The following is a 13,933-nucleotide window of genomic DNA, read 5'->3' as shown; positions in this document are numbered from 1 at the left end:
CCCAGACACACCACAACCAGAGGACACCATGCACGACTTGGGAATCGTAGAACCGACCCTAGAAGAGTTCCGTGAACTAGCGACCAGCCGCCGCGTCATCCCCGTGCGCGTCAAAGTTCTCGCAGACGCCATGACCCCCATCGGCATCTACCGTGCCCTGGTCGCCGCCGACGGCGCACCCGCCCCCGGCACCTTCCTACTTGAATCAGCCAACGAGCAGAAGCAGTGGTCCCGCTACTCCTTCATCGGTGCCTCCAGCCGCTCAACCCTCACCACCAAGAACGGGCAGATTGTCTGGCAGGGGCTCACCCCCTCCGGCGCACCCACCGAGGGTGACCCTGTTGAGGCTATCCGCGAGACCCTGGAGATGCTGCACACCGAACCCCTCGATAACCTGCCCCCGCTCACCAGCGGCCTGGTCGGCTACATGGGCTGGGACGTCGTGCGCCACTGGGAGAAACTACCCGGCGGCCCGGCGGACGACGTCAACCTGCCCGAATTTGCCCTCAACATCGTCTCAGACATGGCAGTGCACGATAATGCCGACGGCACCGTCACTCTCATTGCCAATGCCATCAACTTTAACGGCACCGACGAAAACATCGACGCCGCCTACGCCGACGCTCTCTCCCGCGTTTACGCCATGATGGACAAGCTGGCCCAGCCCGCCCCCGACTCCGTCTCAACCCTCACCGGCACGGCAAACGTCGAAGCAAAAGTCGCCCAGGTCAAGCACACCTGGGCTGAGCAGGGCTTCTTGGATGCTATCGATAAGTCCAAGAAAAACATCCTGGACGGCGACGTCTTCCAGATCGTCATCTCCCGCCGCTTTGAAGCCGAGAACCGTGCCAGCGCCCTGGACGTCTACCGGGTACTGCGCCAGTCCAACCCCTCGCCCTACATGTACCTCTTCAACTTCGAGTCCACGGTCGATGGCGAGCCCTTCCAGATTGTCGGCTCCTCACCCGAAGCCCTGGTCACCCTCAAAAACGGCACCGCCACCACCCACCCCATCGCCGGGTCCCGTCCGCGCGGTGCCACCCGCGAAGAAGACCTAGCCCTGGCTGAAGAACTACTTGCGGACGAGAAGGAACGCTCCGAGCACCTCATGCTCATCGACCTGGCCCGCAACGACCTCTCCCGCATCGCGGTACCAGGTTCTGTCAACGTCACCCAGTTCATGGAAATCGAGCGCTTTAGCCACATCATGCACATCTCATCCGAGGTGCAGGCCCGGTTGGCTGAGGGTATGAATGCCTACGACGTGCTGCGCGTGGCCTTCCCCGCAGGCACCCTCTCAGGTGCGCCCAAGCCCCGCGCCATGCAGCTACTGGACGAGTACGAGGTCAGCGCTCGCGGCGTCTACGGTGGTGTGTGCGGCTACTTCGATTTTGCGGGCAACATGGATATGGCCATTGCCATCCGCACCGCCGTGCTCAAGAGCGGACGCGCCTACGTGCAGGCAGGAGCCGGTATTGTCATGGACTCCGTGCCAGCCTCCGAAGCTCAGGAAACCGTGAACAAGGCGGCAGCGCCCCTGCGCGCTGTGCTCACCGCGTCGGGTCTGGCGCCCCTGTCGACCGAGGTGATTGACTAGATGAGCGAGTCACAGGCCCAGCCTGCTGAGGTTGCTACCGCGCGCCCGGTGCCGGGCTGGGCTAAACCTGCCCGCGTGATGCTGGGGGCCATGGCGGTTTCTGCTGCCGCCTTCCTCACCACTTTGCCGACCTGGATTCGCGCTGAGGTCAGCACGGTCGTTTCGACCTCCACCCTGGATATTTCGGGGGCGGACGCCGGCTCCACCGTCTCTGCCCTGGCCCTGGTTGCCCTGGTGGCGTCGGTTGCCCTGCGTATTGCCGGGCCTAAGCTCCGCAAGGTGCTGGCTCTCTTGCTGGTGGGCGTGGGGCTGGGCCTGGCGGTAGCCGCCTTCGGCGTGAACGCCGATCCGCAGGCTGCCTCTATGGCCCAGGTCAGCGCGATGACAGGCACTAACGCCCCGGCCAACTCCTACGCTGTGACCGTCATGCCCCTGCTGGCGACCGTGTGCGGTGTGCTGGTTGCCCTGGCCGGTGTGTGGGCCTTTGTTGCTACCTCCCACTGGAAGACCGGGCGCAAGTACGACCGGTCAGCTGCCCGGGCAGCCCGCGTGGCTTCTGCCGAAGAAACGGACGAAATCGACGCCTGGGACTCCCTGAGCGAGGGCAAGGACCCCACCCTGTAAGAGGGGCAAAACCTCTAAAGCCGCAGACCCGCTGCGATAGCGGGCTGCGGCTTTGCTGTATCTAGAGGGGGTTTATAGGCCGAAGGATCCCTCTAGGCGGCTGCGGGAACCTGGGTGCAGCAGTACTACCTGGCTGATGAGCTCATCGCCTGACCAGGTGCTGCGCAGCAGGCGCAGACAGGGCTCGGTGGGGTTGATCTGCAGGTCGGACGCCTGTGAGCTGGTGGGTAGCACCGCTTCGACGGTGTGCGTGCCCCGGGTGATAGGGGAGCACTGCCCCAGGTAAAAGTTGGGGGTAATGCTGGTGAAGTCCTGCTCTAGATAGTCGGGTATGGCTACGGCGTTGACATAGCGTTCTTCGCGCTGGATGGGCAGCCCGTCATCGTAGTGGACCAGCACGCTGTGAAAGACCCTCTCGCCCAGCTCAGGGGCTAGGCGGCGCTGGGCCTGGGCTGCCGGTATCTCTTCGAGGGTGAGCACCTTGCTGCTGTGGGTGTGGCCGCGTTCGGTGATTTCATCGGCAATGTTGCGCACCTCAAGCAGGGCAGAGGGGTTCTTGTGCTCGGCCACAAAGGTGCCGACCCCGCGGGTACGCACGAGCAGGCCCTCAAGCGTCATCTCGCGGATAGCTCGGTTGACGGTCATGCGGGAGAGGCCCAGGGCGCTAGCGAGCTCGTTTTCTGAGGGGATGCTTTCGCCTGCTGCCCAGTGGCCGCTGTTGATTTGCTCGGTGATGATGGTTTTGAGCAGCTGGTAGGCGGGGGCCTTACTGTCTTTGTGGTCAGCGAACTGCTGGGACAAGTCGGTAATTTTTTCCACGCCTACTCCATTGACAACCAGTTGTATATACAAGAAGATAGGTGTGTGACCCTCTTCATCTTTCAACTGTACCGCCCCGGCGCGGTCAGGCAAAAGTAAAGAACCAGAAGCTGGGCAAAGCAGACCATCATGCACAAAGGAGTAGACATGACCACCAGCGGCCCCCGCCCCGTCCGCGCCCCTCGCGGCCCTGAACTCAATACCCTCGGCTGGCAGCAGGAAGGTGCCCTGCGCATGCTCATGAACAACCTCGACCCCGAGGTTGCCGAGCACCCCGATAATCTGGTGGTCTACGGCGGCACCGGCCGCGCCGCCCGCTCCTGGGAAGCCTTCGACGCCATCGTCGCCACCCTCAAGACCCTTAAAGATGATGAAACCATGCTGGTGCAGTCCGGCAAGCCCGTAGGTGTCTTCCGCACCAACGAGTGGGCCCCGCGTGTGCTGCTGGCCAACTCTAACCTGGTGGGCGACTGGGCCAACTGGGAGCACTTCCGCAAGCTCGAAGCCGAAGGTCTGATGATGTACGGCCAGATGACCGCTGGTTCCTGGATCTACATCGGCACCCAGGGCATTCTGCAGGGCACCTACGAGACCTTCGGCGCGGTCGCCCGCAAGCGCTTCAACGGCACCTTGGCAGGTACCATTACCCTCACCGCAGGTCTGGGTGGCATGGGCGGTGCCCAGCCCCTGGCCGTGACCATGAACGAGGGCGTAGCAATCTGTGTGGACGTTGATGAGTCCCGCGTTGACCGCCGCATCGACCACAAGTACCTGGACGTTAAGGCCCGCGATCTCGACCACGCCCTAGAGCTCGCCGTCGAGGCCCGCGACGCCAAGAAGCCCCTGTCCATCGGTGTCGTCGGCAATGCCGCTGAGATTTTCCCCGAGCTGCTGCGCCGCAAGGCCCCCATCGACATCGTCACCGACCAGACCAGTGCCCACGATCCGCTGAGCTACCTGCCCACCGAGGTCACCTTCGAGGACTGGAAGGCAGAAGCCGCCCGCGACCCCGAACTCTTCACCAAGCGCTCCCGCGAGGCCATGGCAGCCCACGTTGAGGCAATGGTCGGCTTTATGGACGCCGGTGCCGAGGTCTTCGACTACGGCAACTCCATCCGCGATGAGGCTCGCAAAGCAGGCTACCAGCGCGCCTTTGACTTCCCCGGCTTTGTGCCCGCCTACATCCGCCCCCTCTTCGAAGAGGGCCTGGGCCCCTTCCGCTGGTGCGCTCTCTCCGGCGACCCCGAGGACATCAAGAAGACCGACCAGGCGATTCTCGAACTCTTCCCCGAGAACGAGCACCTGAAGCGCTGGATCACCATGGCCGGTGAGAAGGTCGCCTACGAGGGTCTGCCCGCCCGTATCTGCTGGCTAGGCTACGGCGAGCGCCACAAGGCAGGGCTCAAGTTCAACGAGATGGTAGCTAGCGGTGAACTCTCTGCCCCCATCGCCATTGGCCGTGACCACCTGGATTCCGGTTCGGTGGCTTCCCCCTACCGCGAGACCGAGGGTATGAAGGACGGCACCGACGCCGTTGCCGACTGGCCCCTGCTCAACGCCCTGGTGAACACCTCATCGGGTGCGTCCTGGGTATCCATCCACCACGGCGGCGGCGTGGGCATGGGCCGCTCCATCCACGCGGGCCAGGTCTGCATCGCTGACGGTTCGGAGCTGGCCGCTGCCAAGCTGGAGCGCGTACTGACCAACGACCCCGGCATGGGCGTAATTCGCCACGCGGACGCCGGCTACGAGTACGCCCAGCAGGTTGCGGCTGAGCGCGGGGTCCGTATTCCCATGCAGGAAAACCGCTAGCCATGACCAGCCGTCTCTTTACCAACATCGGGTCGCTGGTCACCAACGACCCCACCCTGGACCGCGGGCCCCTGGGCGTTCTCGAAAACGCCGCCTTCGTGGTGGAGCAGGGCAGAATTACCTGGGTTGGCACAGCCAGCCAGGCACCGGCGTCCGACCGCTGCCTAGATCTGGGCGGGCGCGCCGTGCTGCCGGGCTTCGTGGAATCCCACTCTCACCTGGTCTTTGCCGGGGACCGCTCGCACGAGTTTGCCGCCCGCATGGAGGGCAAACCGTACGAAGCCGGTGGCATCCGCACCACCATCGAGGCTACCCGGGCAGCGAGTGCAGCTGAGCTGGAACTCAACACCCGCTCGCTCATGCAGGAGTACGCCCGGGCCGGGGCGACCACGATTGAGGTGAAGACCGGCTACGGCCAGTCGGCTGAATCTGAACTGAAATCGGTGCAGGTCGCTGCGGCCTGCACCGACGAGGTCACCCTGCTGGCTGCCCATGTGGCTCCGCCGGAGTACCGGGATAAGCACGATGAGTACGTGCAGATGGTGGTTGACACCATGATCCCGGAGTGCGCCCCCTACGCCTCATGGATTGACGTGTTCTGCGAGCGCGGTGCCTTTAGTGAGGACGAGTCGCGGGCCGTATTACAGGTCGGTATCGCTGCCGGTTTGAAGGCGCGCGTGCACGGGAACCAGCTGACCTACGGGGCCGGTGTGCAGCTGGCGGTTGAACTGGGTGCTGCCAGCGTGGATCACGTGGTCTACCTGACGGACGCGGACGTCGACGCCCTGGCCAACAGCTCTACGGTGGCTACGGTTCTCCCCGGCGCCGACTTTTCTACCCGGGGCGACTACCCCAACGCCCGCCGTCTGCTGGATGCCGGGGCTACCGTAGCCCTGGGAGCAGACTGCAACCCCGGCACCTCCTTCACCACCTCCATTCCCTTCTGCATCGCCCTGGCCGTGCGCGATTTGCACATGAGCCCCGACGAAGCCGTCTGGGCAGCAACCGCCGGGGGAGCAGCAGCCCTGGGGCGCACCGACATCGGTGCCCTGACCGTGGGAGCCCGTGCCGACGTCCTTGCTCTGGACGCCCCCAACCACCTGCACCTGGCCTACCGCCCCGGCGTGCCCCTGATCGCCGGCGTTTGGAAGGACGGCCAGAGCGTCGTGCCCCTGCACGAGGAGGACATCTAGTGATACAGGCTTTTACCGACCGGCAGGCCCCGACCTGGAGCGGACGCGACGACGGCCCCGGTGCCGAACACCGCAGGCTCTTCCAGGTAGTGCAGCCGCTTGCCCAGCTCACCCAGAAACCGGACGCGGTCTTCGTCGGCTTTGCCTCCGACGAGGGGGTTCGCCGCAACCAGGGGCGCACCGGCGCAGCAGAAGGGCCCACCGCCCTGCGCTCAGCCCTGGGAACCCTTGCCCTGGCTCAGGGAACCACCGGTAGCCGCCGCACCGACCTCGTCCTGGGAGACGCCGGTGATGTTGTTGTGACTAACCGCGACCTGGTCGGCGGCCACCGCAGGCTCTCAGAAGCCGTCACCGCCACCATCGACGAAGGCTCCCTGCCCGTGGTACTCGGTGGCGGGCACGAAGTCGCCTACGGCACCTACCTGGGGCTGGCGGCGTCCGCCCGCAGAAAAAACTACCGGGGGCAGGGCAGAGCTGCGCGCATCGGCATCCTCAACCTCGACGCCCACTTCGACCTACGCGAAGCGGACGAACCCACCAGCGGAACCCCCTTCAGCCAGGCACTCTCCGACGAAGAATGGGCAGGCACCGAACTGACCTACGCGGTCGTGGGCATCTCTGAGGCAGCCAACACCCAGGTACTCTTCGACGCCGCAGACCGCGCCCGCGTGCACTACCTACTTGATGAAGAAACCCACTGGGGCAACCTTCAAGCCATCGACAAGTTCGTTGAGGTCTTCACCGCACACGTCGACCTGATCTACCTGACCTTAGATCTGGACGTCCTGCCAGCGGCCGTTGCCCCCGGCGTCAGCGCCCCTGCCGCACTTGGCGTTGACCCTGCCATCATCAACCGCATCATGAGCAGGGTTGCTGCCTCTGGCAAGCTCGCCGCCTTCGACGTGGCCGAACTCAACCCCTCCCTCGACATCGACGGACGCACCGCCAAAACAGCAGCCCGCCTGATCCACACCGTCCTGACCCGGCATACGCCTCTGCCGGAGTAAAACTCTATAGGTTCTGCAGGCTCGCGCTCGCTGCGAGCCTGCTTCACCTCATACACTTTCAAAGGAGAAAACCATGACCACCACCGTCACCGTCGGCATCGGGCCCGTGAGCTTCGCCGACCTGATCGCAGTTGCCCGCCACGGCGCGGCCGTCACCATCAGCGACGAAGCCCTGGCTGAAATCGAAAAATCCAGCCAGCGCATCCGCGACCTCGCCAACTCAGACACCCCCGTCTACGGCGTCTCCACCGGCTTCGGTGCCCTGGCCAACAAGCACATTCCCCTGGAGATGCGCAAGGCCCTGCAGCGCGGCCTGATTCGCTCCCACGCAGCAGGCTCTGGCCCCGAAGTTGAAACCGAGGTCATCCGCGCCCTTATGCTCCTGCGTCTTTCAACCCTGGCAACCGGCCGCACCGGCGTCCGCCCCGTCGTCGCCCAGGCCTACGCCGATATGCTGTCAGCTGGGCTGACCCCGGTAGTGCGCGAGTACGGTTCGCTGGGCTGCTCCGGCGACCTGGCACCCCTGTCCCACTGCGCCCTGGCCATCATTGGTGAGGGCCAGGTGCGGGACGCCGACGGCCAGCTCTACGAGACTGCCGAGGCTTTCGAGAAGTTCGGGCTGACCGCGGTCGAACTTGCTGAAAAGGAGGGGCTGGCCCTCATCAACGGCACCGACGGCATGCTGGGTATGCTGGTCATGGCTCTGACCGACCTGGACGCCCTGGTCAAGCTCGCCGACGTCGCTGCGGCTATGAGTGTTGAGGGGCTTGCCGGTACCGACCGCGTCTTTGCCCCCGAGCTGCACGAGCTGCGCCCCCACCCCGGCCAGGGGGCCGCTGCCGCCAATATGAAGAAGGTGCTGGAGGGTTCCGGCATTATCCAGCACCACGCCGAGAACGTCACCACCTACGTGCAGGACGCCTACTCCCTGCGCTGCGCACCCCAGGTCGCTGGCGCAGTGCGCGACACCATCGAACACGCCCGCACCGTTGCCCTGCGCGAGCTGGCCTCAGCCGTCGATAACCCCGTGGTGACCCTGGACGGACGGGTGGAATCCAACGGTAACTTCCACGGCGCCCCGGTGGCCTATGTGCTGGACTTCCTGGCGATCGCTGTTGCCGATGCCGCCTCAATCTCAGAGCGCCGCACCGACCGCTTCCTCGATGTTGCCCGCAACCGCGGCCTGCCGCCCTTCCTAGCCGACGACCCCGGAGTGGACTCAGGCCACATGATCGCTCAGTACACCCAGGCTGCTATCGTTTCTGAGCTCAAGCGCCTGGCCGTACCTGCCTCGGCAGATTCCATTCCCTCGTCTGCCATGCAGGAGGATCACGTCTCCATGGGCTGGTCGGCTGCCCGCAAGCTGCGCAAGGCGGTGGACGGGCTCACCCGCGTCCTTGCTATTGAAATCCTCACAGCCGCCCGCGGTATCGACCTGCGCGCCCCGCAGACCCCCTCACCGGCAACCGCCGCTGTGATTGAGCGCCTGCGCAAGGACGTTGCTGGCCCCGGCCCCGACCGCTTCCTCTCACCCGAAATCGAACAAACCGTTCAGCTGGTCGCCAGCGGCGAACTGCTGGCGGCGGCTGAAAGCGTTACCGGCCGCCTCGCCTAGTTCTTCCGTCTTTGCGGAAATAAAAAGGCACACGGGTGCCTAAACTGGGCCAAAGAGCCCGCTATCTTCTAAGATAGAGATAAGCACCCGTGTGCTCAGCGCCCATACACCTGCGAGCGCACGCCCACACACTACAAGGAGACTCACATGGCACAGCAGACCGTTGAGATGGTCCCCGACCTGCCCTACAACAACCACGGCAACACCACCGCCTCATGGGCCATGGTCATCATCATGATTGTCGGCTCAATCATCGGCGCAGTCGGTTTCTGCATCTCAAGCACCCCCATCTTCGTGGTCGGCGTCGCCATCATCGCCATCGGCGTTGTCGCCGGTATCGTGCTCCGCTCAGCAGGCTACGGCCAGGGTGGTAAGCACACCAAGTACCACCACTAAAACCCGAACCCACCCGGGTGAGGCGAGACAAGGGGCACCCCGCACAGACGCGAGGTGCCCCTTACCTTTTCTTCACACGTGTTCTCACCCGGTGAACCCGTCTGGCAAACGTTCAGGCACCTGAGCGATACTAGAGGGGCACGACCAACCCAACCTGCGCCGTCCGCGCACCAGCACCAAGGGGCACCATGACCGTACTTGATGACATCATCGTAGGCGTCCGCGAAGATCTCGAAACCCGCCGCGCCGCCCTGCCACTTGAAGAGATCAAGAAGCAGGCAGCTGCTCAGGCTCCCGCGCTTGATGCCCTGGCAGCCCTGCGCGGGGCTGAGGAGGGAAGCGTCGAAATCATTTCCGAGGTGAAGCGCTCTTCCCCCTCAAAGGGTGCCCTCTCAGACATTCCCGACCCTGCCGAACTGGCCGCCGCCTACCAGGCCGGGGGAGCGGCCGCTATTTCGGTACTGACCGAAGAGCGCCGCTTCAAGGGAACCCTGGCTGACCTGGATGCCGTCCGCGCAGCTGTCAGTATCCCGGTTCTCCGCAAGGACTTCACCGTGGACGAGTACCAGATTTGGGAGGCCCGCGCCCACGGGGCTGACCTGGTTCTCCTCATCGTCGCCGCCCTGGACGACGCCACCCTGCGTCGCTTCCTGGACCTCACACATGAGCTGGGCATGAACGCCCTGGTCGAAACCCACACCCCCGAAGAAATCGAACGGGCTGTTGCTGTGGGTGCCCGCATCGTGGGCGTAAACGTGCGTAACCTCAAGACCCTTGACGTCGATAACGCCAACTTCAGCAAGCTAGCCCCCCTGCTGCCTGAGGACGCCGTCATCGTGGCTGAGTCGGGCGTTGCCAGCCCCCAGGACGTCGCCGACTACGCCTCGCACGGCGCCAAGGCTGTGCTGGTGGGCGAGGCCCTCGTAAAATCTGGCACCCCCACCGAGACCCTGCGCGACTTCCGCGCCGCCGGTAGCCAGGCCCGTCAAGCCTGGCTGGGTTCTACGTCTTCCTAACCCCGACCGTCCTCACCTCTTGTGAGCTAAAGCGGGCACAGCCGTCCGCACCTCACCCCAAAACGTTACGACCAGCCCACCGAAGGGAAACTCCCATGACCGAAACCCTGGCAGAACAATTCCTGGCAGCAGGCCAGAGCCTCAAAAACGCCCCCGGCCCCTACTTCGGGCAGTACGGCGGACGCTACATGGCAGAATCCCTGATTGCCGCCATGGACGAGCTCGAAGAAACCTTTGAAAAGGCCAAACTCGACCCCGACTTCATCGATGAATTCCGCCGCCTTTCAGCCGAATACTCCAACCGCCCCTCCCTGCTGACCGAGGTGCCCCGCCTCTCGGCAGAAGCCGGGGGAGTGCGCTTCTTCCTCAAGCGTGAAGATCTCAACCACACCGGATCCCACAAGATCAACAATGTCATCGGCCAGGCCCTGCTGGCCAAGCGCATGGGCAAGACCCGCCTGATTGCCGAAACCGGCGCAGGCCAGCACGGCGTTGCTACCGCCACCACAGCTGCCCTCTTTGGCATGGAATGTGTGGTCTACATGGGCGAAGAGGACACCGAACGTCAGGCCCTCAACGTCGCCCGTATGCAGCTGCTGGGCGCCACCGTCATCGCCGTGCAGACCGGCTCCCGCACCCTCAAGGACGCTATCAATGAGGCCCTGCGCGACTGGGTCTCCAACGTAGACACCACCCACTACCTGCTGGGTACCGCAGCCGGTGCCCACCCCTTCCCCGCTATGGTGCGTTACTTCCACGACGCCATCGGCACCGAAGCCCGCGAACAGTTCCTTGAAGCAACAGGTACCCTGCCCACCGGCATCGCAGCCTGCGTCGGCGGTGGCTCCAACGCCATCGGTCTCTTCCACGCCTTCCTGGACGACGCCGACGTTAAGATTTTCGGCTTCGAAGCAGGCGGCGACGGAATCGACACCGACCGCCACGCCGCCACCATCTCCCTGGGTCGCCCTGGCATGCTCCACGGCGCCATTACCTACCTCATGCAGGACGAGGACGGCCAAACCATCGAGTCCCACTCCATCTCAGCGGGTCTTGACTACCCCGGCGTCGGCCCCGAACACGCCTACCTCTCAGACATCGGCCGCGTTGACTACCAGGCTGTCACCGACACCGAAGCCATGGATGCCCTGCGCCTGCTCTGCCGCACCGAAGGCATCATCCCCGCCATTGAGTCCTCCCACGCCCTGGCAGGTGCCCTGCGGGTAGCCCGTCAGTGGGCGGCAGAAGACCCCGCCACCGCGCACGAAAAGTCCATGATTGTCTGCCTCTCCGGCCGAGGGGATAAGGACATGGAAACCGCGCTCAAGTGGTTCGGCCTGGGCAAGGCCATTCCCTCCACCAGCCTGAACGTGGGCAACAAGGAAGCGGCGGCAGAGACCACCGCACAGAACGACAAGGCTATGCAGAACGAAAGCAAGGGTGCCTAATGAGCCACATCGATTTTCAGGACGAAACCCGCTACTCGGTACGCAAGGGCACCTTCCCTGCCCCCAACCCCAACTCCAAGCTGGCAGCCCGCCTCGCCGAGTGTAAGGCTGAGGGCCGCGCTGCCCTGATTGGCTACCTGCCGGTGGGCTACCCCAGCGTGGACGAGTCGATTGAGGCTGCCATCGAGATGGGTAAGAATGGGGTCGATATTATCGAACTCGGCCTGCCCTACTCAGACCCGGTCATGGACGGCCCCGTGATTCAGCGCGCCACCGTTGAGGCGATTGACAAGGGCTTCCGCACCGACGACCTCTTCCGGGCTGTGCGCGAGATTACCGCCGCCACCGATGCTGTGGTGCTGGTGATGACCTACTGGAACCCCGTGCTGCGCCGCGGTGTCGACCGGTTCGCTGGGGAGCTGGCTGCAGCCGGTGGTGCGGGTCTGATTACCCCCGACCTGGTTCCCGATGAGGCCGCTGACTGGTTTGAAGCGTCCGAAAAACACAGCCTGGACCGCATCTTCCTGGCAGCTATTTCATCTAGCCCTGAGCGTTTAGCCCTGATTTCGAAGGCTTCGAGCGGCTTTGTCTACGCTGTCTCGGTCATGGGCGTGACCGGTGCCCGCTCGTCGGTGAACACCGCCGCAGAGACCCTGGTGTCTGACCTGCGTGCCGCCGGTGCCCCCGCTGCCTGTGTGGGCCTGGGGGTGTCTAAGCGCGAGCACGTTGAAGAAATCGGTGCCTACGCAGACGGCGTCATCGTGGGTACTGCCCTGGTGAAGGCTCTGGCTGAGGGCGGCCCGTCCGCTGTGGGCGCCCTGACCCGCCAACTAGCTGGCCGCGAGTAGGGGAGACGCCCATGACAGCTACCGTCCTTGCCTCTATTCCTTCGCCGTCCATCTCCACTCTTGAGCTGGGCCCCCTGACTATCCACTTCTATGCCCTCTGCATACTGGCGGGCATCGCGGTCTGCATGTGGCTGACCGGTCGCCGCTGGGCTGCCTGGGGTGAAGACCCCGAACGCGTCTGGGACGTTGCCATGTGGGCCATTCCCTCGGGCATTATCGGTGCCCGCCTCTACCACGTGCTCATTACCGACCCCGGCTCCTACTTCGGTGCTGGCGCTGACCCCCTTGATGTCTTCAAGATTTGGGAAGGCGGCATCGGTATTATGGGCGCGATCTCGGTCGGTGGCCTGGGCGCCTGGTACGCCTGCCGCCGCTACGGGATTTCGCTGGCTAAGTTCGCGGACGCCGCAGCCCCCGGCATCATGATCGCCCAGGCTATGGGCCGCTGGGGCAACTGGTTTAACCAGGAGCTCTTCGGCAAGCCCACCACCCTGCCCTGGGGTCTGGAAATTTCGGCCACCTCGCCCAACTTCCCCGACCAGTACCCGGCGGGCACGCTCTTTCACCCGACTTTTCTCTATGAGTCCCTGTGGAATCTACTGGGTGCGGCCCTGCTGATTGCCCTGGGCCGCCGCGGTATCTTCCAGCTGGGCCAGACCTTCTGGGCCTACGTTGTTTGGTACGGTTTTGGCCGTCTCATGATTGAGACTTTCCTACGGATCGATACCGCTGAGATGCTGCTGGGGGTTCGTATTCACGTGTGGACTTCTGGTGCTATCTTCTTGCTGGGTATCGTCATGTTTGCCCTAATGGGGCTACGAGCGCGCAGACGCGGCGAGCTCCCGGGTGCCTATAGGCAGGGCGGTGTCGTGCCCAGCGCGGACGAGCCCACCCCGGCGTCCGTCCGCTCCGGCGACTAGCGCACAAGTATAGAAACTAATCCGCACTTATTCTGAAAAGTCCGCAACTAGTTGCGGGTACATCAGAATAAGTGCGGATTACTTTTTGCCCTGGGTCGGTAACAAATTGATATGCCTGCTTATTAAAAGGTAGGGTAGAGGTAGTCAGCTTCAAAGAGGAGGTAAACATGAGGTATTCATCTTTCCCAAATCTCACAACGGTTCCGGCGTATCTGCTGTCTTCTGCCCTGTACGCACTGGCAAGTTACGGGCTGCTTGTCTCGCTAGGAACAGTTTTTTCTTCGCGATTTTTCCAGCCTGGGCTAACGGTTTTATTTGGAACCTGGTGTGGTGTCGCACTGGCGTTTTTGGCTCTACACCACCGGGTAAAAGCTGAGCATGAGCAAGCAGGTGGTGCAAAGCGTCGTGGAATGTTTGACTCCTGGCTGCCGGGTAACCCTGTTGAAGCTGTGCTGGCACTTCTTGTATATGGTTGTGCTGTCAATGGTGCTGTATATGTAATTGGGTTAGTAACTGGCGCAGATTTCACCTGGGTCACGGCGCTCATGGGGTTCGTGGCAGCGCTTCCGCTCGCCGCTGCTGGTTTTAACCGAAACCTAGCTCGCGGTCATAACGTCTAACTCGGGCGCCTGATCCGC

At 63.6% G+C, this 13,933-nt stretch carries 13 protein-coding genes; 12 read left to right on the top strand and 1 reads right to left on the bottom strand.

Annotation, left to right across the window (positions count from 1 at the left end):
- The first annotated feature begins 28 nt into the window (after positions 1 to 28).
- Together ACED88_RS04225 and ACED88_RS04220 are read left to right on the top strand one after the other, a co-directional pair.
- On the top strand, positions 29 to 1,597 hold the full coding sequence (locus tag ACED88_RS04225; RefSeq protein ID WP_449106962.1) for an anthranilate synthase component I: 1,569 nt from the start codon (positions 29 to 31) through the stop codon (positions 1,595 to 1,597).
- Entirely contained in the window at positions 1,598 to 2,221 is a 624-nt protein-coding gene (locus ACED88_RS04220) for a Trp biosynthesis-associated membrane protein (RefSeq protein WP_449106961.1), read from the top strand. It abuts the gene before it with no gap.
- 72 nt (positions 2,222 to 2,293) lie between these two features.
- On the opposite strand, the gene hutC is transcribed toward ACED88_RS04220, so the two are convergent.
- The gene (gene hutC / locus ACED88_RS04215; protein ID WP_449106960.1) at positions 2,294 to 3,040 is read right to left on the bottom strand and encodes a histidine utilization repressor; all 747 of its coding nucleotides are present in this window, start codon (positions 3,038 to 3,040) and stop codon (positions 2,294 to 2,296) included.
- A 147-nt stretch (positions 3,041 to 3,187) separates the two neighbouring features.
- Here hutC and hutU point away from each other — a divergent pair, with 147 nt between their 5' ends.
- From hutU to ACED88_RS04165, 10 genes are all read left to right on the top strand, one after another.
- Positions 3,188 to 4,852: a urocanate hydratase gene (gene hutU / locus ACED88_RS04210; protein ID WP_449106959.1), complete on the top strand. Its 1,665-nt coding sequence runs from the start codon at positions 3,188 to 3,190 to the stop codon at positions 4,850 to 4,852.
- 2 nt (positions 4,853 to 4,854) lie between these two features.
- Complete coding sequence (hutI, locus tag ACED88_RS04205) at positions 4,855 to 6,045, top strand: imidazolonepropionase (RefSeq protein WP_449106958.1); 1,191 nt, start codon at positions 4,855 to 4,857, stop codon at positions 6,043 to 6,045.
- Positions 6,045 to 7,052: a formimidoylglutamase gene (gene hutG / locus ACED88_RS04200; protein WP_449108822.1), complete on the top strand. Its 1,008-nt coding sequence runs from the start codon at positions 6,045 to 6,047 to the stop codon at positions 7,050 to 7,052. Before hutI ends, hutG begins: the two co-directional genes overlap by 1 nt.
- A 73-nt stretch (positions 7,053 to 7,125) precedes the next feature.
- Positions 7,126 to 8,667: a histidine ammonia-lyase gene (gene hutH / locus ACED88_RS04195; protein ID WP_449106956.1), complete on the top strand. Its 1,542-nt coding sequence runs from the start codon at positions 7,126 to 7,128 to the stop codon at positions 8,665 to 8,667.
- 147 nt (positions 8,668 to 8,814) lie between these two features.
- Complete coding sequence (locus tag ACED88_RS04190; RefSeq protein WP_237185301.1) at positions 8,815 to 9,063, top strand: HGxxPAAW family protein; 249 nt, start codon at positions 8,815 to 8,817, stop codon at positions 9,061 to 9,063.
- 188 nt (positions 9,064 to 9,251) lie between these two features.
- Positions 9,252 to 10,079, top strand: a complete 828-nt coding sequence (gene trpC, locus ACED88_RS04185; protein WP_449108821.1) for an indole-3-glycerol phosphate synthase TrpC — start codon at positions 9,252 to 9,254, stop codon at positions 10,077 to 10,079.
- A gap of 95 nt (positions 10,080 to 10,174) precedes the next feature.
- Complete coding sequence (trpB, locus tag ACED88_RS04180) at positions 10,175 to 11,527, top strand: tryptophan synthase subunit beta (protein WP_449108820.1); 1,353 nt, start codon at positions 10,175 to 10,177, stop codon at positions 11,525 to 11,527.
- The gene (trpA, locus tag ACED88_RS04175) at positions 11,527 to 12,375 is read left to right on the top strand and encodes a tryptophan synthase subunit alpha (RefSeq protein WP_449108819.1); all 849 of its coding nucleotides are present in this window, start codon (positions 11,527 to 11,529) and stop codon (positions 12,373 to 12,375) included. The genes trpB and trpA overlap by 1 nt, the downstream gene beginning before the upstream one ends.
- Positions 12,376 to 12,386: 11 nt before the next feature.
- Positions 12,387 to 13,295, top strand: a complete 909-nt coding sequence (lgt, locus tag ACED88_RS04170) for a prolipoprotein diacylglyceryl transferase (RefSeq protein ID WP_449108818.1) — start codon at positions 12,387 to 12,389, stop codon at positions 13,293 to 13,295.
- 167 nt (positions 13,296 to 13,462) lie between these two features.
- Positions 13,463 to 13,915 (top strand): hypothetical protein, encoded by a 453-nt coding sequence (locus ACED88_RS04165; RefSeq protein WP_449108817.1) that lies wholly within the window; start codon positions 13,463 to 13,465, stop codon positions 13,913 to 13,915.
- Positions 13,916 to 13,933 lie beyond the last annotated feature (18 nt).

It is taken from the genome of Rothia sp. 11273D007AR, from assembly GCF_053547255.1.
The sequence above is the reverse complement of the archived record's forward strand: the minus strand, read 5'-3'. Positions and strand labels throughout refer to the sequence as shown.